Below are 23,027 nucleotides of genomic sequence, written 5' to 3' on the forward strand. Positions count from 1 at the left end.
AGAAACATGCTGGGATCTCTCATCGCCTCGCTCGACAACCCGCAGACTGCGGCCGCCCTCATTGGAGCGGTCGGCATGGAAGGCTTGGCGACACGGGTCGAGAAGGCGGCCGCTGACGAAGCCATGGAACCGGCCGCCTATCTTGCCGCGGTCGTCCGGTCATTCATGGAGACGGCTTCCGACGATCACTTCGTTCAACTGGTCGGTATCATGAACCGCGCCGACGATCCGGGGTTTGCCGCCATTCGCGCCATCCTCCACAAGGTCCTGCCGGAAGAGGGCGAGGCTTGACGATGCCTGCTGTCCTTCCCGATTGCTTCCACTCCGAAAGGGTCATGGTGTCATTCGAAGCCGCGCGCCGAGCCGCCATGGCGCTCGCCTGGCCGCTCAATCTCCGAGAAGACGTGCCGTTGGCTCACGCCCGGGGACGCATTCTGGCAGCACCGATCGAAGCGCCTTGTCCCCTGCCACCATTCGATCAGGCCGCCATGGACGGATATGCTGTCTGCATCGCCGGCAAGGGCGGCATGCCTTCCGTTCTCCTGGTCTCCCGCCGCACGAAGGCCGGCGATCCGCCAGCCGTACTTGCTCCCGGTACGGCCCACCGCATCATGACGGGTGCCGCACTTCCGAGCGGTGCCGATACCGTCGTGATGCAGGAGCATGTGACGCGCAGAGGCGATCTCATACAGCTTGGGCTGGATCTGAAGCTCGGCGCCCACATTCGAAGAACTGGAGAGGATGTAGCACAGGGAAGCGTCGTCCTCGGCCAGGGCCGCATCATCGGCTGGAAGGAAATCGCGCTGCTCGGCGCTCTTGGGATCGACACCGTTGCCGTTGTCCGTCCTCTCAAGATCACGGTTCTGTCAACGGGCTCCGAGCTTCGTGCCGCCGGTAAACCGCTCCCGCCGGGAGCGATTTACGATTCCAATGGTCCCATGCTCGCCGTGCTGCTGGCAGGCCCGAACATCAGTGTCGCATCGTTGACCATTCCAGATGATCCGGCGGCAATCACGCGCGCACTCCAGGAGGCCAAGGAAACGGCCAACATTGTGATCACATCAGCCGGAATGTCGGTCGGAGAAGGCGATCATGTGCGCGATGCCGTGGCGCGGGCCGGAGGAGAGCTGGATGTCGTGAAGGTGGCCATGAAGCCCGGCAAGCCTCTGGCATTCGGCAAGCTCGGCGACGCATGTTTCGTCGGGCTTCCGGGCAATCCGCAAGCGGCAGCCTTCGCGGCACTCGCCTTCGTGCGCCCTATGACCAGTGTCCTGCTCGGCCAGGAGCCTGCTGACCGCATGACGGCGGAGGTGGCATTCACTTTCACCCACAAGCCGGATCGAACGGAATTGCTTCCGGTTCGGTTGAGCGTCGAGCGAGGGCGTTTGATCGCCCATCGCGGCGGACCCGACGGCTCACACCGAATAATGACGATGGCGTGCGCCGATGCCATTGCCATCGTCCCCAATGCATCGACTGCGGTGGAAGCGGGCACAGTCCTCGAGGTGCTTCCATTCGATCAATCGCGTTACGGTGCGTGAGCGAGGGGGCTGGTGCGTGCCCAATCTGCCGCTGATTTCTATTTGAAGGAGACCGCATGCAAATCACTCATCCAGAACCCCCGATAACAGCGATCGTCTATTCGAAGGGATCGGATTTCGAAGTCTTTCTGCAGGAGGTCACCGTCACGATGGCTGATCAAGGCGTGCGGCTGGCCGGGCTTGTTCAGCACAGTCGGGCGAAGCCCGGCCGCACCAAATGCGACATGTATCTCCGCGACCTCGTGACAGGCGAGGTCCGCGCGATATCCGATGATCGCGGCCCGCATGCCCGCGGCTGTGTCCTGAATACCGACCGGCTGTTAAGCGCCTGCGAGGCTGCGGAAGCCGGTTTATCCGCCCAGACCGACCTGCTGGTGCTCTGCAAGTTCGGGAAGACCGAGGTGGAAGGCGGCGGCTTCAGATCGTTGATCGCAAGGGCTTTGGAACTTTCGGTTCCGGTCCTGATCGGGGTCCCCGTCATCAATCTCGCGCCGTTTCGCGATTTCACAGCCGGGTTTGCGCGGGAAATCGAACTGGCGGATCTTGCCTCCGACCGGTTGGCGGCTGCAGAACGTCTGCGGTCCATCTATTGGCGGGCGGACGATACGTTGAAGGTGGTTGCGTGAAGGATCAATGATGGATGACATCGTGGTGGCTCGCGCGCTGCACGTCCTCGCCGTGATTCATTGGATCGGCGGGCTGAGCTTCGTGACGCTGGTCGTGTTGCCACTCGCTAGATCGCATCGGATGGCTGAAGACGCGCTGGTGCTGTTTGAAAGCATCGAGCGGCATTTTTCGGTCCAGGTGCGTATCTCGGTCCCGCTCGCAGGCGCAACGGGTCTCTGGATGACCTACAGGATGGAGCTCTGGGATCGGTTCGCCGATCCGAATTTCTGGTGGATGTCGGCGATGTTCGGCGTGTGGCTCATCTTCATGATCATGCTCTTTGTGATCGAACCGCTTCTGCATTTGAAATTCGAAAAGAGCGCGCGCCGGGACCCGAAGGTATCCATCCGCCGTTTGAGCCGTTTGCACGAATTTCTCCTGCTGCTTACGGCCGTCACGGCGTTCGGCGCCGTTGCCGGATCTCATGGTCTGTCATTCTTCTAACAGTGTATACCGGCATTCGCCCGGGCATGGAGGGGTCAGAACAAGGTGCGCCGGTCGGCACAAGGCGGTCTGGAGAAGCGTGGCCACCGTAGCCCACATGCGTCCACCACTCTCGCTGCCGGCGAATAGACTGTTCTTTCTCGTAATTCGAAAACTCTGATTTCGCGTTCCAAAATCGTGTTGTTGATCGGCATCCTGCCGTCGCGGTATAACGCGTCAGGTAATCCCATTAGTTCAATGTTTAGGAGACGGCATCCCCCAGCTTGGTCTCCGGCACGATCCTTGGCGCGCTGTTGTCGAGCCACGCCTTTTCGAGCGTTCAGGACAGGCAAGCTGTGCTGTTGGCGGAAACGGCGAATGCAACCGGCGTGCATTTCACCGGCGTCGGGCATTCTATCTCGCGCCCGCTTTTCGATTCAGTAGAGATGCTCGAAGAACGTGAAAGCTTGCTCCGTTGGGCCGCCACCATTCTTCCTGTTCTGAGGGCTTCGACGAAACATCGACGGAAATGGGTGCGAACGATGAGAAAAAGGATTATTTCTGCCTGCCGCCACGGAGTTTCTCGCTTGTAATGTAATGTTCGGAGCCGACCTGCGTGTCACCACACCACGCTAACGCTCAATCTTCTTCAATCTCCGCGAACGCCGAGTCGAACCGCAGTCGCAGATAGGCGTGCTTCTGGAGGAATATTCTGCATTCGGCGGCCCGCCGGTGACGGACCAGGGTGATAGTGAGAACCAAGAAGGTTCGACAGGGTGGCCGACCGAGCGAGGAATGCTGCTCCGGTAACTGTGGCTGAATCGCCAAGTCCGCTGGCTCGCAATTCGACTGGCAGCCGCAACCGGCGCGCTTCATCGGCGAGCAAAGGCAGAAGCGCAGGATTTTGCCCTACGCCCCCTCCAAGAACAATCGTTCGGGGATTGGCGACGGCGACAAGCGCGGCGAGGAGTAGACCCAAGCCACTGCTGAGCCGCCTTACCATGTCTATTGCATGCGGCAATCCACGGGCTGCGCGTTCGAAGACCTCTTTCGCACTTATGACGTCGGTATCGCCCTCGCCATTACGGCCGGCGTTGTAGCGGGCGACAATTCCCCTTGATGAAAGAGCTTCCTCGGCATTGGATGCCGCGTCGTCGAAGAACGGCGATGGCAAAAAACGTAGCTCTCCGGCCATACCGTCGGCACCACGCAGGAGCTTTCCGTCAGCGATTATTCCAGCGCCGATACCGACGCCGATTTGTAGGTAGGCCGCATATCTCAAAGTCTGCGACGGATTGCTCAGGGCCTCGCCGACGACTGCGCAGTTTACGTTATTCTCCGCGTAGAAGGACACCGATGAGGGGATGTCGAGACTCTCTAAAAGGCTGCGAACATCCTGAGGATCATCTTCATCCTCCTCCGAATTCCAGTCCTTGAGACGTGGCGCCGCGCGCGAAAGCCCAACGCAAACGGTGTAAAGAGGCCCGTGTTGATCGGTCAGTTCATCAGTGAGTGCGCGAACCGCGGCGCGAGCGTCGTCCGCAAGATCGGTGTTGGCCTTGTTCGGACTGCCGGCAACTGACAAGTCGCGCTCAATAAGGAGAGTGCCATCCAACCTTATCGCAGCCAATCGGATATGCGTGGACCCGAAGTCAACGCCAAGGATCCATCCCGACTTACTCCCGATCTCATAGACTGACGCGGAGCGACCAGTATGCCCTTGGCGGGAACTTGTCATCTCCACCAGCTGCGACATCTCGAGCTCTTCTATCGCGAGCGAAACGGTCTGCTTCGACAGATCTGTCTGGTCGCTTAGCTGCGGCCTGCTCGCCGAACCTAACGCCAGAAGTGCGCCGAATACCTTCTTTGCACTCTCGCTCAAACTGGGAATCAGCAATCCGAAATTTCCTTTTTTTTCGCAAACCATCTTGCGTGTGTTAGTTCGTTCGCTTACCATACAAACAAGCTCGCTAGTTCGATCGGTAGACGAACTACTTCTTTGATGTCAAAAAACGATGGAATGTCAATGGATTTCCTGCCCGACTTTGCCCATATCCCCGATACGGTCCTTGAACTTGCCCAGCGACCCTTGCCACACAAAATCCTAGAAATCGCCGGTGCGAAAATCTCTCGCGTTCGCCTTGTAGGTATGGGTGGCTCCTATAACGCTGCCACCGCGGCGGCCGAACATTTTCTTAAGCTCGGGATTGATGCGCGATCTGAGCTTGCCTCACATCTATTGCATACATCGGTGGAAACCGTTGCGTCGGACGAACTCGTAGTTCTGATTTCATTCAGTGGTACCAGCATCGAAACGATCCGCGCTGCTGAAGCGTTGCAGAAGGGTTCCCGGCCACGGCTGGTTTGCATCACCAACGCCGATTCCGGTCCACTTACGGATCTTTGTGATGGGACAATTCTTCAGGGTCTGAGCGACACAACCCACAAACCTTTTGGACCATGGACGGCGACCTATTTGTCGCTTGTGAGGCTCGCGCACGTGATGGCCGGCCGGCGATTTGAGATCTCCGGAGATCTTAAGGAGGAGTGTAAACGACTATTGTCTACGGCTTCGTCGATTAAAGATCTCCAACCGGTCATGCCGAATTACATCGAATTTTTCGGTCGCGGCTCCCTCGCCGCCACCGCGACGCAGGCAACATTGATCGCTCGCGAGATTGCTAGGGTACCTGCCTCGGATTGGGACTCCAGCACATATCGGCACGGTCCGATCGAGGCGATTAGCCCCACACAGCTATCGGTCGTCTTCGCAGCTCGGGAGGGTCTCCAGGCCGGGTTGGACGCGTCATTTGCCAAAGCTCTAAAAGGCATCGTAAAAAATGTTCTCGTGATCGGTCCTGACGATTCCGACCTTCCGATCCGTGTGAGCGATATATTTCTGCCTCTCATCTCGTTGTTTCTCCCGGCAATTCTCTCTTACGCCTGGAGCGAGCAAGCTGGTCTGATCGCCGGCGAGTTTCGATACACGTCTCATTCCATAACGGACGAAGAGGTACTCACCAATGACCACTAAGCCCGATGTGGTCGGTGTCGACATCGGCGGGACCAAAATCTCCGCCGGTTACCTTGAGCGGAACGGCCGGCATGTGGAAATCGGCGTCGAGGCGACGACTCCTTATGACGGGCGCGCAAATATCGATGCGGTAAAGCGACTATTGGCGACACCCTCCGTCGCCGCCGCAAGCAAGGTTGGGGTATCTGTAGCCACAACGTTTGACATTCAGGGCAGGCTGCGCGATCCACATGGCTGGTTCGGGTGGACTGGCGCTAATCTCATCGATTTGCTGTCACTCGATGACAAGTTTGTTCATGTCGTTGCGGACGGCGAAGCGGGAGCGATTGGTGAACGCAAACTGGGGGCTTCGCAAAGCTTCAAGTACCCTTTGTATGTGACGATAGGGTCGGGTATCGCCCATTGCTTTATTGATGGTGATCGACCTCTTCGTGGTGCGCAGAATGCCGCATATTTCAGCGGCTACACCGTCCCCGGCCGATGCTCGAGTTCCACATGCAATGCGCCGTTCGTTGAAAAGATTTCCTCGGGCAAAGCGATCGCATTAGAGTATTTCGGCGACCAAGCAGCCGATACCCGTATTGTGTTCGATCGAGCGTTAGCAGGGGAGGAGCGGGCTTCAGAGGTCATCGAGCATGCTGCTTGGCATCTCGGCACAATGATTGGCAATTTGATGCTTGTCTTTGATCCGGATGGCGTTGTCATTGGCGGAGGATTGGGTAGCAGACAAAATCAATTCCGCGAGCGGATAATGGCAATCGCGCGCGAGCAGGTTACTGTGGCGCACACAAAAGCAATTCCCATTGTCGCTGCCGAACTTGGACCTTCATCCTGTTGGGTCGGCGCCATTTTCGCCACGATAGAAGCGAGTGAAAGACTTTCTGCGTTCCCGGCACTCGGCCAACGCTGGGGCGCCGCATGACATACGACCAAAGCCAGACAGTAATATCGCGCCGTAGTCTCCCCACTGAAGTGGTTAAAATTCGACGATGGGGCCGCCGTCTGGGTGCCGTTTGTGCCATCGTCATCCTCGCCGCAATCATCGCGGTTTTTGCAACCAGTAAGAATGTGGACTGGCCCTATATCGCGGTGCATCTGCTCAATTTCGATATACTTTCAGGCTTGATCGTCACGATCGAACTCACGGCGTTGGCGATGTTGCTAGGCGTTATTCTAGGGACAGTCCTTGCGATAATGCGTCTTTCCGAAAATCCAGTGCTTCGGATTGTCGCCGGCGGATATGTCTGGTTCGTTCGCAGCATTCCGCAACTTGTACAGCTGCTATTTTGGTACAACGTTGCTCTCTTCGTTCCCCGACTTGGAGTCGGCGGATGGGCCGTGGAAACGAATGCTGTCGTCACCACTATGGTCGCCGCCGTTCTCGGATTAGGCCTCAACGAGGCTGCCTATATGTCGGAGATTGTCCGCGCCGGAATTATGGCAGTAGATCCCGGTCAGAGAGATGCAGCCAAGGCAGCGGGATATCATCCCGGCCAAATACTCGTCCACGTGGTCCTGCCGCAAGCCATGCGGCTGATTATCCCGCCGACAAGCAACGAATTGATCGGCATGTTGAAGGCTACGTCGTTGGTGTCTGTTATCGGCGCTTCCGATCTTCTCACGCGCGCCCAATCGATTTCCTCGTCAAGCTTCAAGATCATCGAGATGCTGTTCGTCGCGAGCTTTTGGTACATTGTCGCTACTACTCTCGCGAGCTTCGCTCAGCACTATCTCGAGCAAAGATACTTGTGGCGGTCTCGTCAGTCTCGGTCCGCCATGCTGTCCTCGGGAGGTGAAGGCAAATGAACGAAAAGCCGGTCGTCGAAGCCTTCGGAGTAGAGAAGCGATACGGAAATCACGAAATCTTGCGTGGCATCGATTTCGTCGCCAAGCGTGGCGAAGTGACATGTATCCTTGGTCCTTCGGGCGGTGGAAAATCGACGTTTCTGCGATGTATCAACCATCTTGAAACGATCGACGGTGGCGAACTTTTTGTTAACGGCCAGCTTGTTGGTTACCGGGAGAGCGCGGGCAAACTTTACGAAATCAGCGAGCGGGAGACCGCTGAGAGGCGATCTCAAATCGGAATGGTCTTTCAGCAATTCAATCTCTTTGCTCACCTTAGCATCCTTGACAACGTTGTTCAGCCGCAGGTCGTTGTAAAACGGCGCCCGGCTCGTGAAGCACGAGAAAAGGCGCGGGCCTTGCTGTCCCGTGTGGGTCTCGCCGACAAAGGGTCCGCTTATCCACGGGAACTTTCAGGTGGCCAGCAGCAGCGAGCGGCGATCGCCAGAACACTGGCTATGGATCCACAGCTGATACTCTTTGACGAGCCGACTTCTGCACTCGACCCGGAATTGGTGAGCGAGGTACTGGATGTCATGCGGGATCTCGCAAAGGGCGGAATGACCATGATCGCCGTCACCCACGAAATCGGCTTTGCTCGCGAAGTCGCCGACCAAATCGCATTCTTTGATGGGGGGAGACTTGTCGAGCTAGCGCCACCAGTACAGTTCCTAAAATCACCTTCGACCGAAAGAGCTCAAAATTTTCTAAGAAAGGTCCTGTTATGAATACTTCTCGACAAGCATTCTCACTCTTGTTGGCTGGAGTAGCGATTTGCGCGGCAACTGCATCAAATCCTGCCTTCGCCGACGATGCGGCTGTATCTGCAGCCGCCAACGCATGCACGATTGCCGGCAAGCCGGTGGAGCCGGTTGCCAGTATCAGCGCCCAGCTTCCAGAAGCGATTAGATCATCCAAACAACTGACAATCGCGACAGCAGGCGACGGTCCCGTTTGGTGGTCGTCGGCGACCAACGTGTGCTTGCGCTCGGCGCGCGCCAAGCGAGACTTGCCCTCAATATCGATACAGTCGAGGACGATGACATTGGTCCTGCGAACAGATCCGTCATGATTGATCTGCAAAATCTCGATCCGGCCCATGTACTGGCTGGGGAGGCGACCCAGTCGGGGGGACGTTTTGCAATCGACAATTTCGTCCATGCCCTGAAGCTTGCAGAAGCCGGCAAGGTGGATGCGGTCTGCTACACACCCTTTAACAAGAAAGCGATGCGGCTTGCCCATCCGGGCTATGACGACGAGAGCAGCTTCATTGCCGAAATTCTGAATTTGACAAGCCGGGTCAAGGAATTCAACGTCCTCGATCAGATCTGGAACGCCCGGGTCACGTCGCACATTCCGCTGAAGGATGTGTCGGCAAACCTGTCGCAACAGGCTATCCTGGATGAAATCGCTTTGACGTCGGAATGCCTGAGAAGGTCGGGCGTCGAGAGCCCGCGGCTGCTTGTTGCGGGTCTAAATCCGCATGCCGGTGACGGAGGCAGCTTCGGCATGGAAGAAATCGAGATCATCGGTCCGGCCGTCCAAGCAGCCGCGATTGCCGGCTTCGATGTTGCCGGCCCCTTTCCCGCAGACACGGTCTTCCTGACCGCGCTCAAGGGCGGCTACCACGCGGTGCTTACCATGTATCACGACCAGGGACAGATCGCGATGAAGCTGATGGGCTTCGATCGCGGCGTCACCATGCTCGGCGGGTTGCTCTTTCCCGTCTGCACGCCCGCCCATGGCACGGCATATGACATTGTCGGACAAGGCGCTGCCAATCCGCGCGCCAGCGAAGAGGCGTTGTTGCTTGCCGCACGCATGGCGATATCGTCACAAAGGAAGAGGATTGATGCATCATGAGGAATGCCATCATCAAGATTCCCGTATCCTGTCGCTCCTCGAGCCCGGCTCCTGTGTTGAAAGTCCCTCGATCTCGACAGTCTGTTGCTGTCGCTGCAGAAAATTAACGGATCAATTCATTGATGCCCACAGGCCATCATCCTCGAGTGCGAATAATCGTCTTCGCTGTTCGTCGCTCCAGGTTAGATAAATTTCAGGAAAGGTTGTTGGTTCGAACCATTTCAAGAGCTTGGATTCTTTCCGCTCGTTAAAATGCTGGTCGCCTGGCGGTGTGATGGAGATATGCAGCGACATCCGTCTCGACTTCCGATTTTTCCGGATTGCGAATGTTGGCCGAGGCATGTGGAGCGAGGTTCGTTTCAGGCATTGTCCTGTATGATCATGACAAGGTGACCCCCTTCGGGGAACGCCTATCCGCCGTGCCAATTTCGGCATTGTGGCGTTAGCGCGTGGGAATTTCTCTTCAGTCTCCAGACATGAATATTCTTGAAGCGTCGACCGTTTCGATAAAAATGAATTTCCGGTTCGATTCCCAATCAACTGCGGTAAACAACGTAATTGTGCTTCGTCGTGTTCCCGAGCGAAATCCGCTGCTATGGAGACGGCAACTCGAAGGAATAGCCGCCGCGGATCTATTACGAAGCCTTGGAGGCTACTTCGGCCTGCCATAAGGCATTGATCGCATCGGGCGAGGGCAAATCAATCACGGCCGTCAAGCCCCCGGGAGCGGCATTTCCCAACGTCAAAGTGTCATTCCGTCTCGAAAAGCTCGCGATAGCGATTGGGCTGCGAGCGAAGATACTGCTTTGGCACACGAACTTTACCCCCTAGCTCCGCAGCAGCATGCCATGGCCAGTTCGGATCGAACAAAATGGTTCTCGCCAGCGCCACCATGTCGGCATCACCAGTGCCGACGATTGCTTCGGCCTGATCGTAGCCGGTTATCAAGCCGACCGCGACGACGGGGATGCCAATGGCCTTCCGTACCTCGCGTGCCAACGGGACCTGGTAGCTAGGCCCTACCGCGATCTTCTGCGCGGGATGGAGGCCTCCACTGGACACATGTATCGCCCCAGCGCCGTGCTTTTCGAGTTCTTGTGCGAACACGAGTGACTCTTCAAGCGTCAGGCCTCCCTGAACCCAATCCGTCGCAGAGATGCGCACTGAAACCGGCTTCTGATTGAATGCCGCCCTGACCGTATCGAAAACTTCTAAGGGAAAGCGCATGCGGTTCTCGACGCTCCCGCCGTATTCGTCAGTGCGTTGATTGGCTAACGGTGACAAAAACTGATGAAGCAGATAGCCATGTGCGGCATGAAGTTGCACGATGTCGATGCCGAGTTTGTCGGCTCGCGCCGCGGCAGTTCCAAATGCATCGCGAACGCGTTTCAGTCGCTCTTTATCCAAAGCGACGGGTGGCAGCTGGTCAGCGTTGTAGGATATCGCCGATGGGCCATATGTTTGCCAGCCGAGTCCGTCAGTTGGCGCAAACTGGCTGCCACCTTTCCAGGGTACCTCGGTCGACGCCTTCCTGCCGGCGTGACTGAGCTGAATTGCGATAGGCATGTCCGACCATCGCCGGATGCTTTCGAGGGTTAAACTCATAGCCGCGTAATTCTGATCGTTGTAGAGGCCGAGATCTCCATAGGTAATCCTGCCCTCCGGGAGAACGGCAGTCGCTTCGATCGTCAAGAGCGCCGCGCCAGACAGGGAAAGCTTGCCCAGATGTATCAGGTGCCATTCGTTCATGTTCCCTTCTTCGGCGGAGTACTGACACATTGGCGCAATGACAATCCGATTGGCCAGTATGAGGCCCTTTATCTTTATCGGCGTGAAAAGCTTTGGTTTGGACATTGTTGCTGCTCCCAACACGGCTTCCTCTTGCCGTACGTTTGCCCCTACGCACCGAAGTACCGCGATGTGTAATGGTCTAAGCGGTTGCCAGACGTGGGCGGTGAGTCAACGTCACGGTGAAGACGACGAGACCGGTGAGCGTGAGGCAAAAACCCGCCCAAGCAGCGGAGAGAATGCCGAAGCCGCTCGCAATCGCGAGGCCGCCCGACCATGCCCCGATCGCATTGGACAGGTTAAGTGCCGCCAAATTCATCGCGCCGACAAGGGTGGGCGCTTCGGGAGCGAATTTAGTCAGTCTGACCTGGATAGTCGGTATCGCGGTGAACATCGTTGCGCCGACCAGGAAAAAGCCGGCGAATAGGATGGGAAGCTTGAACCCGAACGTGGCCAGTGCTGCGAGTACGACGACCGCTACGCCGAATCCGAGCAGTAGACCACGTGCGGGATACGCGTCGGCGAGACGACCGCCGAGAAAGTTGCCTGCAGTCATTCCGATTCCAAAAACTGCAAGTGCGATCGGGATCCATCCTGCTTCCAGCATGGCGACATCCGTGATCAACGGTCCTACGAAAGTGTAGATCGCAAATATGCTCGCCACGCCGAGAGCGGCGACAAACATGGTCATCCATACTGTTCCCTTACGCAGAGCGCTAAGCTCCTGTATGACCGAGCTGCCGTTGAGAGCGGCAGTTTTCGGCACGAACGCCATGAGGGCCAGGAACGATAGCACGCCGAGGCCCGACACTGTAAAGTAGGTGTTTCGCCAGCCGACCGTCTGGCCGAGGAGCGTCGCGAGCGGCGAGCCGACGATGGTCGCTATGGTCAGTCCCATCATCACCAGAGCAAAAGCCTTGCCGGTATGGCCAGGGCCGTAGACGTAGGTGGCTACAACGGCTCCCGCCCCGAAATAAGCACCTTGCGGCATGCCGCTGATGAATCGAGCGAGTGCGAACATCTCCAAGTTGGCCGCCAATCCGGACAGGACATTCCCCAATACGAACTGCGCCATAAGCATGAGAAGCAGGGTGCGACGGTTCAATCGTGCAGCCGCCAGCGTGACAAGCGGAGCGCCGATGACCACTCCGAATGCGTAGGCAGTCACGGCGTTCGTCGCAGTAGGAATGCTTATCCCAAGGCTTTCGGAAAACAGTTGGAGGATACCCATGCTGGCGAATTCGGAGGTGCCAATGCAGAAACTGCCCAAAGCCAGCGACAGCAGTGTCAGGCGGCACCGCCCGCGTTCCACGGGATCGGAGGAATGAACGTTAACCGCGGCGCATTGAGCGTGATAGGCTTTGTCGAGCATCGGTCGCATCCTTAATGGAGTGGAAAAATGTTTCGGACCCGTATCTGTCGATGGATGCGTCATCTTCACGCCGTATCTCGATCGAGAGTAATTAAGCGTTGTAAAAAGCAGTGAATCTCACGCTCATACGTCAATCACGTCGACGGCTATCACGGTATAAACGGATCGATCCGCGAGTTCGCTGATCTTGCCCACGTAGTTTTGAAAATGAGGAGTTTCACGGTGAGAGGAGTTAGCCTCCGCGTCGACGTACATCTCGTCCAGGATGAAACGCCTCGGCTCCGCGGTGTCTCGCCAAAGATCGTAGCGCAAGTTACCTTTCTCTACCCGCGAAGGTGCAGCCATGCCTCTTAGCAAGTCTTCCAATTCTAACTCTTTTCCCGGTTTTGCCGTGAGAACCGCGTAAACCTTAACCTTTGTCATATCGTGTCCTCTGATCTAACAGCCTACCGATCACGAACGGGACGATCACCGACAGACAAATTATCAGGTTGCCTTGGAAGACGTGCGTAAAACACGGTAAAAGAGCGTTAAACAGGCGAAATCGTGTCCACGCAGGGAAAGTTACCTTCCGACCGACGGCATTTAGTTCTCACGGCGGTAGCGGCTACTATTATTTACCTGTTTTTACCCCCCGCCTTTCTCACATCCTGTAGACTGCCGACACCGGACAAGTGTGCAGGGCCTCGATCGCCAAGCGATTGCGGTCACACAAGGGGGCGTGTCGTGAACGGCGTTTTCAAATTCGGCCCTTTCAGCCTTAATCCGATCTCGCGGATACTCGAGCGGGACGGGTGTGAGCTGCCCATCGGCAGCCGTGCTTTCGATATGTTGGTCGCGCTCGTCAACAAACAAGGTGAGATCCTTTCGAGACGCGAACTGATGGCTCGTGCTTGGGCCGGTCTGAGCGTTGAAGACTCCAATGTACGTGTCCAGATGGCCCACCTTCGCCGTAAGTTAGGTTGCGGCGTCAACGGCGACCGATATATTGCCAGCATCGCGGGCAGGGGCTACAGCTTCGTGATGCCTGTCGAAATGCAACAGGACGTATCCTCTGCGCATTCCGACGATATTTCCGATGAAGCAGCTTTCGGCGATTCCGCCGTTATCCGACCCGAGATCAAGGTTCCGATCGCGTTTCGCTCGGACAAGTTCTTGGGTCGTGCTTCCAATCTTGAAGAGCTGGAGCGTGCAGTCCAGGAGCGCCGATTAATCACGGTAGTTGGACCTGGTGGGGTCGGTAAAACCACCCTTGCCACAGTCTTGGCACGCAGCCTCCCGAACTTCGATGAGATCAGGTTCGTGGATCTCAGTGTTATCACGGACGATGCTCTAGTCGCGGCCGCTATCGCATCATCGGTCAATCCAAGTGTGCGAAGCAGAGATCCGCTTCGTGACGCGGTTACATGGCTTTCTAAAAGGCGAAGCCTTTTGATCGTCGACAACTGTGAGCATGTCATCAACGGGGTTGCCGATGCGGTTTCGTTCGTCCTCAAACATTCACTTTCGACGCATGTGCTTGCGACGAGCATCGAGGCACTGCGGGTCACGGGGGAGGCGGTGTATCTATTGCGGCCCCTGGGAACTCCTCCCAATACGGGACGGATGACCGCGAACCACGCTCTGGCGTGGCCATCGGTTGAGCTTTTCATGAGCCGGGCCGTAGACGGTGGCCATAAAGCGGCTCTCGCTGACGAGGAGGCAGCCATCGTCGCTGCAATCTGCCGGCGGTTGGACGGCAATCCCCTCGCGATAGAACTGGTGGCCAGCCGCGTTGGTATTTATGGATTGGACGGAGTATTGGAGCTGTTGGATAATCAATTGACGCTCCGTTGGCGTGGCGACAGGGACGCGACACCTCGGCACCAAACCGTTCAATCACTGCTCGACTGGAGCTATGTTCTGCTGTCGAAGCAAACGCAAACCGTTTTGAACAGGCTATCTGTGTTCGCCGGCGAATTCACGATAGATGCGACGACGGATGTCGTTGCTGGATCCGGAATAAGTGATGCGGACGTTTCAGTGGCGATAAGTGAGCTGGTCGACAAATCCATGGTGTCGTCGGCGGGAGTGGATCAGACAACCAGCGCGCTGAAACTCCGGGAGATGGTCAGAACATACGCGGCCTTCAAGCTGGCGCACGAACCCAAGCGGCACGAAACCCAGCGAAGGCATGCCCTTTTTTACCTAAGAAGAATGCGGGCTCGCGAGAGCGGATCGGATAAAAACACGTCGCTTCACGACTTCGACATTGGAAATGTACGCGCTGCGCTCGAGTGGGCCTTCTCCGAAGGCGGAGACGCCGAGATCGGAGCAGAGACATGCTGTCTCCTGCTCGAAACCTTCCAGGATTCGATGCAGTTCGATGAGTGTAGAAGATGGTGCCAACGCGCGTTAGAGCTTTTGCCGCCCAAACATCAAAACACGGAGCTGCACCTTAAGCTTCTGGAGAGCCTTGCGATCGCAACGCTCTTTGGGCATGGCGGCGATACGGGGGTTGCAAGCTTATTCGATGTCGGACTGGAGCTCAGTCGTCGTCTCAAAAACTATCGTATAGAAGCTCATCTGCTGGCGGGATTGGGGTTGTACCATCTGAAGCAGGGCGATTTCCGTTCTGGCTTCAACGTTGCAGAAGCTTACGCTCACAAGCTTGATCGTCACGGTGGTTCGAACGACAATATTGTGGCGGGCTGGATGCTGGGAACAGTGTACCATATGCTCGGAGAGCAATTGGAGGCTGCAGCCACTTACAATTATAGCCTCGCGCGAACCACCGGATTTTCTCCGTCGAGATTGGGGTACTTCGAGCAGGCCCATCTTGCGCTAGCGAAGATCGCCCAAGCGCGCGTGACCTGGCTCCGAGGCTCCCCGGAAACAGCGTTGCAGATGGCCGAAAGTGCTATCGGGGAGGCAAGAAGCCAACCGGCCGCCTTATGTTTGAGCCTGCTTATGGGCATATTCATTTTCCTGTACAGCGGCGAGCTAGATCGAGCAGATATCCTGACCGATGAACTGGCTGAACTGACGGCAACAAATGGCAATCTGTCCGGATACCATGACGCTGGCATGGCGGTGCGCGGCCAACTTCTTGTCATTCGTGGCGAAGCGGAGCAGAGTATTGATCTGTTGCGAGGGAAGCTGCGATCCGTGAGTTCGATTGGCTTTCAGAGTATGATATTCGGGTCCCTTCGTGCCCTTGCAGAGGGACTTTCCATCGCCGGCGAGCATACCGAAGCGATTTCGGCCATCGATACTGCATTGGGTCTATGCGAACGCGCTGGGGGAACCTACCTCCTGCCGGAGCTTTTACGAACGAAGGCTATGATCCTTCTTTCGTCGCCACACTCGAACTTCAATGCGGTACATCGCCTTTTAAACGATGGTACGGCAATTGCGCGAAGAACCTCGGCGCTGGGGTGGGAGCTTCGACTGCATCTTGCCCGGATAAACGCCGACAGGTCGATGGGTCTCAAAACGACCGAAGAAGGTTTCAGCAACCTTGCGGAAGTCGTGCGGAGTTTTCAGGACGGTTTCGAGACCGCCGACCTACGAGCGGCCAACTCGCTGCTGCGACAGCGGGTAGATATGGCGCTCGTAAGCTGAACATGATTTCCCACGAAATAACCAGCCTTAACTCGCCGAAGCCCGAAGCAGCCGCTAGCCTTACGCCAAGGGCCATCGCTGCCGCCGATCACCTGCCTCGGCTTTGGTGCCGATGCGAAAGAAACTCTCGAAGCAGGATAGAACCATGATCGAGATCGTTCAAGCTTATGACAGGAAGCACCTTGCAGATGTTCAGAGCGACGACGCAGCCGCCCTGGAGAAGAAGCTCTCCAGCGCATTCAAACTTTTCAAGGATCGTAGCAGCTGGCTGAAGCCGCATCAGCGTTTGGATATCTTGCATAGGCTTGCGGCGCTGATGCAAGAACGGAGGGAAAAATTCGGTCGTCTGATCGCGCAGGAAGGAGGCAAGCCTCTAACCGACGCGCTGATCGAAACCGGCAGAGCAATCGATGGCGTGCGAGCAGCTGCGGACTATCTCCGCACCAGGGGTGGGCGGGAAATCCCCATGGGGTTGACTGCGGCTAGCGACAATCGGCGTGCCTGGACGCTCGTCGAGCCGATCGGTGTCGTTGCCGCCATCTCGGCGTTCAACCACCCTTTGAATCTTGTAGTCCACCAGATAGCCCCGGCAATTGCAACTGGCTGCCCAATCATTATCAAGCCGGCCACCGCAACGTCACTCAATTGCATCGAGTTCGTGAAGCTCGTTCACGAAACTGGAATGCCTCACGAATGGGTGCAGACATTTTTGCCGGAAGAAAACGGGCTGGCGCAGGTGTTCGCAACAGACTCGCGCATCGCCTTTCTTAGCTTCATCGGATCGGCGGCAGTTGGATGGAGCCTCCGGTCCAAACTCGCGGCCGGCGCCCGCTGTGCACTGGAGCATGGTGGCGTAGCGCCAGTTATCATCGATCGTTCGGCCGACATCGAGAAACTGATAGAGCCGCTGGCGAAGGGCGGCTATTATCACGCAGGCCAAGTCTGCGTGTCTGTTCAGCGGATCTATGCCCACCGATCGATCATGAATGAGTTCACAAAGCTCTTTCGGGAGCGGGTCGATCGGCTTATCGTTGGGGATCCGCTCTTGCCGGAGACGGAGGTCGGCCCGCTGATTAAACCAAGAGAGGTTGACCGCGTGGCGACCTGGATCGCGGAAGCCGTGACAGGCGGCGCCCAGAAATTCGGGGGCGAGCAACTGTCGCCGACGACCCTGAAGCCCTGCATCCTGGTTGAGCCACCCAAGACCGCGAAGGTCTCGACGCACGAGGTTTTTGGCCCGCTCACATGCGTTTACGGTTTTGACAGCCTCGACGATGCAATTACGGAGGCGAACTCTCTACCGGTTGCGTTCCAATCGAGCATTTTTACCCAAAACCTCTCGACGGCTCTGGACGCGGCCGAACGCCTCGATGCATCCGCTGTGATGATCAACGATCATACCGCCTTCCGGACGGATTGGATGCCCTTCGCGGGCCGGCGCGAGTCAGGCTACGGTATTGGCGGTATTCCGTACACCATGGACGAGATGTCGTCCGAAAAGATGGTCGTCTTCCACACCTGACGGTACGAACGGCGCCACGGCCATCGCTGGATGGCTGCGGCTGGTCGATAAGTCCTGAAAACTAGCTCGCCTTGCTCCGGCGATGACTGGACCAGTGCCGTTGCTGATCTTGCGTCGACAGTGCAAGCTTTCATCCCGGCGTACCGCCGTGGTGGGAAAGACGCCGGCGGACAATTGTCAAAGCGGGGTTTGCCTCCGCTTTTGCACCGTTTGACACGATTTCACTGACTTCAACTTTTGTCTTGGGGAAACACGCGTAAGCTTGACTTGTGTCGAAGCGCGAGAGGGGAAGCCCAATGATGATTTCTGCATCAAGGCGAGCAACGAGTTCCACTCTGAACGATGATCTTCATAAACTGGGCTGCGTTGCAGTCATCGAGGATGATCCGGATACTCGCATGCTGGTAGCGGATCTGATCGAGAATGTGGGGTTTTCGGTCGTGAGGTTCGCAGGAGCCCTCGAGTTTCTCTCATCTCCACTTACGGTCGAACCCAGCTGTATTTTGCTGGACGTAAGGCTGCAGGGGATGAGTGGCCTTGATCTCCAGCAGCGCCTGTCGCATCGAGGCTCGCAGTCCCTGATCGTGTTCATGACCGGTTTCGCGGACGTGAGCATGAGCGTGCGCGCGATGAAGGCCGGCGCATTCGACTTCCTCCAAAAACCGTTCCGGGAGCAGGAAGTCCTCGACGCCGTTTGCGCCGCTGCTCTGGCGTATAGGCACCGTGCCGGCATCAATCGTACCAAGGCCGCGATTGACCGGCGTTTTCACTCCTTGACGTCACGAGAGCGCGAGGTCTTGGAGGGCGTTGTCGACGGACTTTTGAACAAGCAGATCGCCGCCATACTTGGAATTTCCGAAATCACCGTGAAAGTGCACCGTGCAAACTTGATGAAAAAGATGCAGGCGAGGACCCTGGTAGATTTGATAAGGGACGTCTCGCTGCACCTGTCGTTCGAACGGTCCCAAACTCTCGCGAACGCGGACGACGGCGGCTTCAACGAACCCCGGGGGTGGACTGCCGATACTCGGAGCGTCGTGATGCCGACCTTTGCCTGAATGCGGGTATTGTTCCGATAGAACGTCGCTAAAACCAGCTGAGCGGATGTCGTTTCGATAACAGTGTGGCTGTACGAGGTCTTCGATACCACGCGTCCGCGCGGTTGGCCCAAGCCAGGACTATACCGCGGTATAAAGCCTCTTAGCCTCGCGTATCTCTACATAAATCAGCATGGAGAATTAACAATCGCAGGCGTTGAGTTGCGCTCAAGAGGAACCGAGTATGTCAATACCAGCCACCATAAACGGCAAGCGCATTGAACTGGATGGTCCTTCGGATATGCCGCTACTGTGGGCGCTACGCGACCTTCTGGGGATGACGGGAACTAAATTCGGATGTGGTGTGGGGCAATGTGGAGCGTGCACCGTCCACCTCGACGGAAAGCCGGTACGCTCTTGCGTGCTTCCGATCGGCGACATCCAGGGAAACATAACCACGATTGAAGGCGTGGCCGAGACAGAGGCCGGTCGGCGTATCCAGGACGCATGGTTGAGACACGAGGTCGTCCAGTGTGGGTACTGTCAGTCGGGCCAGATTATGGCCGCCGCTGCCCTTTTGTCACGAGACTCGGCACCCGACGATGCGGAAATCGACGCTGCCATGTCCGGCAATATATGCCGGTGCTGCACCTACGTCAGAATACGCGCTGCGATCAAGGATGCCTGACATGCAATCGATCGGCGTACTCGACGCAACATCCCCACTCCTGGCCAGCCGCAGGGAATTTCTGTTCGCAAGTGCAGCGCTTCTTCTGGGCTTTGCCCTCCCGAAGAGGGCCAGCGCGATGGTGGATGAAAAAGGGCTGCTGGCGGCAGGCGCGACTGATGCGGCCGCCTCTGGGTTCGACGGGTTTGTCCCCGACGGCTTTATTCGCATCGGAGGAGACGGCCGCATCGTGCTCGTCGTACCGAGTTCCGAGATGGGACAGGGGATCGCGACAACCGAAGCGATGTTGCTGGCAGAGGAGCTGGAAGTCGGTATGGACCAAATCGAGGTCGCCCTGGCTCCGGCAGATCTTGGAGCATATGGGCAGTCGATTCTCAAGAACCAGATCACGGGTGGATCGACATCGGTGCGTGCTTTTTTTGATCCGCTCAGAAAGGCAGGTGCGGCAGCACGGACTATGCTGGTGAACGCAGCTGCGGAGCAGTGGCAGGTCGCGGCATCGGAATGCCGTGCCTCCCGGGCGACTGTCCTACATCAATCGAGTGGGCGCAGCGCGTCCTATGCATCGCTCGTTGAACTCGCCCGGGCACAGCCTGTCCCCACGGAAGTGACGTTGAAGAAGCCGTCCGAATTTAAGTTGATCGGGAAGCCTTTAAGGCGCGTCGACACGCCCGAAAAGGTCAACGGAACGGCTAAGTTCGGGATAGACGTCGCAGTGGCGGGTATGCGCTATGCCGCGATCAAGATCTGTCCCACCATCGGCGGAAAAGTCAAATCGATAAACGATCGCGAAACCCGAGCTTTGCCCGGCGTACTCGATGTCCTTGAAATTGAGGACGCGGTAGCGGTTGTCGGAGAGCATTACTGGGCGGCAAAGAAGGGCCTTGACGTTTTAGAGGTTGAATGGGACCCCGGGCCGCATGCAACATTGTCGTCCGCCGATCTATGGCACGAGCTGCGGACCTGCAAGGCGACGCCAATCGTCGCAAAAGTGCAGGGGAATCCCGACGAAGAGCTTGCCAGTGGAATTCGCATCGAAGCCACATATGAATTGCCCTTTCTCGCACATGCGGCCCTTGAGCCAATCAATACGACCATACATGCGAGAGCGGACGCATGCGATGTTTGGGTCAGCACACAGGTGCCAGTTGATGCTCAGACTGTCACGGCCGAGATTCTCGGCCTTCGGGCCGAGCAAGTAAATATTCACTCCTATCTCATCGGCGGGGGCTTCGGCCGACGTCTGGCTGTAGACACGGTCCAGCAAGCGGCGCGGTTCGCAAAGCTGGCAGATTACCCGCTCAAGATAATCTGGACCCGAGAGCAGGACATCCAGCACGACCGGTTCAGACCCGCCTATTGCGATCGCGTAGTCGCAACGCTGGACGAGAAGACGCGCTTTCCCAAAGCGTTCCATCACCGCACAACGGGATCGACGGTCCTCCAATATTTCACGCGAAAAGGTTGGCCTGAAGGTCAACTGGATCCGGATCTGGTCGCGGGTTCCGTCAGCCAGCCTTATCGCATTCCCGCAGCGAAGTGGGAGTGGCTTCGACAGGATAGCCCAGTGGCCGTGAACTGGTGGCGCGGCGTCGGGGAAGGACATAACGTGTTCGTCGTGGAAGGCTTCATCGATGAACTCGCCTCGGCTGCCGGTTTCGATCCAGTAGCATATCGCAGAGCACTTCTAAGCGACAATCCACGCGCCAGGGCCGTCCTGGACAAGGTAGCTCGCGCCTCGAATTGGGGCGAGCCGCTTCCACAAGGTCACGGCCGCGGCGTTTCGCTCCATCAGTGCTTCGGTTCATACATGGGGCTTGTCGTACAGGTTGAGGTCGATGAGTACGGCGAAATCTATCTCCGCCGGGCGACTGCCGCGGTCGATTGTGGCGTTCCGATTAACCCCGACAGCATCGCCGCGCAGATGCAGGGCGGCGTGCTGTTCGGCTTGTCGGCTGCGCTTTTCAACGGCGTTACTTTCAAAGACGGCAAGGTCGAGCAGAGTAACTTCCATGACTACCGGCAAATCCGCCTGAACGAGGTTCCGGCTTTCGAGGTTTTTGTGATGCCGAGCATCGAAGCTCCGGGCGGAATTGGGGAGGTGGGTACGGCTGCCGCTGCACCCGCGCTGACGAATGCGATTTTTGCGGCCACCGGCGTTCGATTGCGTTCGACACCGATCGACAAGTCGAGCTTGGCCAGGAAGGGCAACCGCGACCGGGTCCCCGAGACAATCGCATTGACCAGCCTCGATCGAGCGGGGCGGCCATGAGCGGACTCAGGAAAGTTGTGATTGGGCTTCTATCCATCGCACTCATTGTAGCAGTGGGGGCGGCCGCCTTCTTTTTCTGGCCTCACGGGCTCCCGCAGGTTGCCGCGAGCATTTCGCAGCCCAAGGGGCCGGACCTGATCGCAAGGGGGAAATATCTTACGACCGCCGCCGATTGTGAGGCATGTCACACCGCGCCAGGAGGCAAGCCATTCGCTGGTGGGCTCGGGTTCGAGCTTCCGTTCGGAACACTCTATTCGCCGAACATCACGCCTGACGATCAGACGGGTATTGGGACATGGACAGATGCCGAATTTGTCCGGGCGGTGCGATCCGGCGTGGGTAAGCATGGCGAGGATCTTTATCCCGCGTTTCCGTACACCTCTTACGCACTGTTGGCGACGGATGATGTACTCGCGATCAAGGCCTACCTCGACACCCTTGCTCCGGTGAATAGCAGTCCTCCAGAGAACGAGCTGCTTTTCCCTTTCAACCAGCGTTACGTGATGCGGGGATGGAAGCTGTTGTTCGTGCCCTCGGCTCCGTTCAAGACAGACGCCGGCAAGAGTGAAGCCTGGAATAACGGCGCTTACCTAGTCGAGGCTTTGGCTCATTGTGGCGAATGCCACACTCCGCGCGGCCTGATGTTTCAAAGGAAGCAGGGGAGTGCGTTGTCGGGTGGTAGTCTCGAGGGGTGGACTGCCTGGAACATCACGCCAGACCTTGAAACAGGCATCGGAAGCTGGTCTGACGAACAGATCAAATCGTATATTTGGAAAGGGTTCGCACATGGCCGCGGGCCTGCCGCAGGAGCTATGCGACAGGCCATAGATCTCAGCCTAAGCCATCTGCCGGAAACGGATGTCGATGCAATCGTCACTTACTTGAGATCAGTCGAGCCGCGGAAAAGCAGCTATGCAAGCAGCACCATCACCGCTGGCGCCACGCCGGCATCGGCCTCCGAACCATGGAAGCCGGTCGATGGGCCTGGCGGTTTGGGTCGCAAGATATTCGCCGGAGCATGCGCAAGTTGCCACGGCTGGGATGGAAGTGGACAAAACAGCGCGCGAGCGGCGTTAACAGGCTCACATTCTGTGGCTGACGAGACCGGCGCAAATCTGGTGCAAGTGATCCTGAAAGGCACCTCGGATCCGAACGGCTCGGCGGCGACGGCCATGCCTGGTTTCGCAAGATCTCTGTCGGACGCGGAAATTGCTGCACTCGCCAACTATGTCATCGGGCATTTCGGAGGAAAGAGAGGAAGCGTAACGCCGAACGACGTGGAGAAGGCTCGATGACGGATTCGGCTGATAGTGCGTCCAGATGCCTTGCTCCCGATGGAGGGCCCCGGTCTGCCGCAGAGGATCCATTTGGCT

20 protein-coding genes and 3 pseudogenes are annotated in these 23,027 nt (G+C 57.3%); 17 read left to right on the plus strand and 6 right to left on the minus strand.

The genetic code is table 11. The features are described 5' to 3' along the window. The first annotated feature begins 6 nt into the window (after nucleotides 1-6). Genes FHT84_RS20160 through FHT84_RS20175 form a run of 4 tightly spaced genes read left to right on the plus strand, consistent with a single transcriptional unit; the run spans nucleotide 7 to nucleotide 2,651 of the window. The gene (locus FHT84_RS20160) at nucleotides 7-291 is read left to right on the plus strand and encodes a hypothetical protein (protein ID WP_183763822.1); all 285 of its coding nucleotides are present in this window, start codon (nucleotides 7-9) and stop codon (nucleotides 289-291) included. Between the two features lie 44 nt (nucleotides 292-335). Continuing rightward, nucleotides 336-1,541 carry a gephyrin-like molybdotransferase Glp gene (gene glp / locus FHT84_RS20165; RefSeq protein ID WP_183763825.1) on the plus strand — a complete coding sequence of 402 codons (1,206 nt, stop codon included), beginning with the start codon at nucleotides 336-338 and terminating at the stop codon, nucleotides 1,539-1,541. Nucleotides 1,542-1,597: 56 nt separating this feature from the next. Then, nucleotides 1,598-2,167 (plus strand): DUF2478 domain-containing protein, encoded by a 570-nt coding sequence (locus FHT84_RS20170; protein WP_183763828.1) that lies wholly within the window; start codon nucleotides 1,598-1,600, stop codon nucleotides 2,165-2,167. Nucleotides 2,168-2,177: 10 nt separating this feature from the next. After that, nucleotides 2,178-2,651, plus strand: a complete 474-nt coding sequence (locus FHT84_RS20175; RefSeq protein ID WP_183763953.1) for a hypothetical protein — start codon at nucleotides 2,178-2,180, stop codon at nucleotides 2,649-2,651. Between the two features lie 63 nt (nucleotides 2,652-2,714). On the opposite strand, the pseudogene FHT84_RS31480 reads toward FHT84_RS20175, so the two are convergent. Further along, a pseudogene (locus FHT84_RS31480) lies at nucleotides 2,715-2,854 on the minus strand (transposase); the annotation flags it as partial. A 60-nt stretch (nucleotides 2,855-2,914) separates the two neighbouring features. Between FHT84_RS31480 and FHT84_RS20180 the strand changes: the two are divergent. After that, a complete protein-coding gene (locus FHT84_RS20180) occupies nucleotides 2,915-3,223 on the plus strand; it encodes a hypothetical protein (RefSeq protein WP_183763831.1) in 309 nt (102 codons plus the stop codon). Nucleotides 3,224-3,279: 56 nt separating this feature from the next. Here FHT84_RS20180 and FHT84_RS20185 read toward each other — a convergent pair whose 3' ends face one another. After that, nucleotides 3,280-4,527, minus strand: a complete 1,248-nt coding sequence (locus FHT84_RS20185; RefSeq protein WP_183763834.1) for an ROK family protein — start codon at nucleotides 4,525-4,527, stop codon at nucleotides 3,280-3,282. Between the two features lie 129 nt (nucleotides 4,528-4,656). Here FHT84_RS20185 and FHT84_RS20190 point away from each other — a divergent pair, with 129 nt between their 5' ends. The 5 genes and pseudogenes from FHT84_RS20190 to FHT84_RS20210 all read left to right on the plus strand — a co-directional run. Further along, a complete protein-coding gene (locus FHT84_RS20190) occupies nucleotides 4,657-5,664 on the plus strand; it encodes an SIS domain-containing protein (RefSeq protein WP_183763837.1) in 1,008 nt (335 codons plus the stop codon). Beyond that, nucleotides 5,654-6,586 (plus strand): ROK family protein, encoded by a 933-nt coding sequence (locus tag FHT84_RS20195; RefSeq protein WP_183763840.1) that lies wholly within the window; start codon nucleotides 5,654-5,656, stop codon nucleotides 6,584-6,586. The genes FHT84_RS20190 and FHT84_RS20195 overlap by 11 nt, the downstream gene beginning before the upstream one ends. Further along, entirely contained in the window at nucleotides 6,583-7,470 is an 888-nt protein-coding gene (locus FHT84_RS20200; protein WP_183763843.1) for an amino acid ABC transporter permease, read from the plus strand. The genes FHT84_RS20195 and FHT84_RS20200 overlap by 4 nt, the downstream gene beginning before the upstream one ends. After that, nucleotides 7,467-8,237 (plus strand): amino acid ABC transporter ATP-binding protein, encoded by a 771-nt coding sequence (locus FHT84_RS20205; RefSeq protein ID WP_183763846.1) that lies wholly within the window; start codon nucleotides 7,467-7,469, stop codon nucleotides 8,235-8,237. Before FHT84_RS20200 ends, FHT84_RS20205 begins: the two co-directional genes overlap by 4 nt. 181 nt (nucleotides 8,238-8,418) lie before the next feature. After that, nucleotides 8,419-9,372: pseudogene (locus FHT84_RS20210) on the plus strand (4-hydroxythreonine-4-phosphate dehydrogenase PdxA); the annotation flags it as partial. A gap of 111 nt (nucleotides 9,373-9,483) precedes the next feature. Here the strand turns inward: FHT84_RS20210 and FHT84_RS20215 are convergent. After that, complete coding sequence (locus tag FHT84_RS20215; protein WP_112342927.1) at nucleotides 9,484-9,666, minus strand: hypothetical protein; 183 nt, start codon at nucleotides 9,664-9,666, stop codon at nucleotides 9,484-9,486. Here FHT84_RS20215 and FHT84_RS31485 point away from each other — a divergent pair. Further along, nucleotides 9,657-9,818 (plus strand): annotated as a pseudogene (locus tag FHT84_RS31485) (AAA family ATPase); the annotation flags it as partial. The gene FHT84_RS20215 and the pseudogene FHT84_RS31485 overlap by 10 nt on opposite strands. A gap of 304 nt (nucleotides 9,819-10,122) precedes the next feature. On the opposite strand, the gene FHT84_RS20220 reads toward FHT84_RS31485, so the two are convergent. The 3 genes from FHT84_RS20220 to FHT84_RS20230 form a co-directional block, all read right to left on the minus strand. Continuing rightward, on the minus strand, nucleotides 10,123-11,226 hold the full coding sequence (locus FHT84_RS20220) for an NADH:flavin oxidoreductase/NADH oxidase (RefSeq protein ID WP_112342926.1): 1,104 nt from the start codon (nucleotides 11,224-11,226) through the stop codon (nucleotides 10,123-10,125). Nucleotides 11,227-11,302: 76 nt separating this feature from the next. Continuing rightward, on the minus strand, nucleotides 11,303-12,532 hold the full coding sequence (locus tag FHT84_RS20225) for an MFS transporter (protein ID WP_183763849.1): 1,230 nt from the start codon (nucleotides 12,530-12,532) through the stop codon (nucleotides 11,303-11,305). 123 nt (nucleotides 12,533-12,655) lie between these two features. After that, a complete protein-coding gene (locus tag FHT84_RS20230) occupies nucleotides 12,656-12,955 on the minus strand; it encodes a putative quinol monooxygenase (RefSeq protein WP_112342924.1) in 300 nt (99 codons plus the stop codon). A 303-nt stretch (nucleotides 12,956-13,258) separates the two neighbouring features. On the opposite strand from FHT84_RS20230, the gene FHT84_RS20235 reads away from it, so the two are divergent. The 6 genes from FHT84_RS20235 (at nucleotide 13,259) to FHT84_RS20260 (ending at nucleotide 22,949) form a co-directional block, all read left to right on the plus strand. Further along, nucleotides 13,259-16,135 (plus strand): winged helix-turn-helix domain-containing protein, encoded by a 2,877-nt coding sequence (locus FHT84_RS20235; RefSeq protein ID WP_113249237.1) that lies wholly within the window; start codon nucleotides 13,259-13,261, stop codon nucleotides 16,133-16,135. 145 nt (nucleotides 16,136-16,280) lie between these two features. Then, on the plus strand, nucleotides 16,281-17,657 hold the full coding sequence (locus FHT84_RS20240) for an aldehyde dehydrogenase family protein (protein ID WP_112342922.1): 1,377 nt from the start codon (nucleotides 16,281-16,283) through the stop codon (nucleotides 17,655-17,657). 296 nt (nucleotides 17,658-17,953) lie between these two features. After that, nucleotides 17,954-18,715 carry a response regulator gene (locus FHT84_RS20245; RefSeq protein ID WP_246698576.1) on the plus strand — a complete coding sequence of 254 codons (762 nt, stop codon included), beginning with the start codon at nucleotides 17,954-17,956 and terminating at the stop codon, nucleotides 18,713-18,715. A gap of 223 nt (nucleotides 18,716-18,938) precedes the next feature. Continuing rightward, nucleotides 18,939-19,382 carry a (2Fe-2S)-binding protein gene (locus FHT84_RS20250; protein WP_112342921.1) on the plus strand — a complete coding sequence of 148 codons (444 nt, stop codon included), beginning with the start codon at nucleotides 18,939-18,941 and terminating at the stop codon, nucleotides 19,380-19,382. A gap of 1 nt (nucleotide 19,383) precedes the next feature. Beyond that, complete coding sequence (locus tag FHT84_RS20255) at nucleotides 19,384-21,654, plus strand: molybdopterin cofactor-binding domain-containing protein (RefSeq protein WP_113248534.1); 2,271 nt, start codon at nucleotides 19,384-19,386, stop codon at nucleotides 21,652-21,654. Then, nucleotides 21,651-22,949, plus strand: coding sequence for a cytochrome c (locus FHT84_RS20260; RefSeq protein WP_113248535.1), 1,299 nt, complete (start codon nucleotides 21,651-21,653; stop codon nucleotides 22,947-22,949). The genes FHT84_RS20255 and FHT84_RS20260 overlap by 4 nt, the downstream gene beginning before the upstream one ends. Nucleotides 22,950-23,027 lie beyond the last annotated feature (78 nt).

The organism is Rhizobium sp. BK289, from assembly GCF_014193575.1.
Taxonomy (GTDB): domain Bacteria; phylum Pseudomonadota; class Alphaproteobacteria; order Rhizobiales; family Rhizobiaceae; genus Rhizobium; species Rhizobium tropici_C.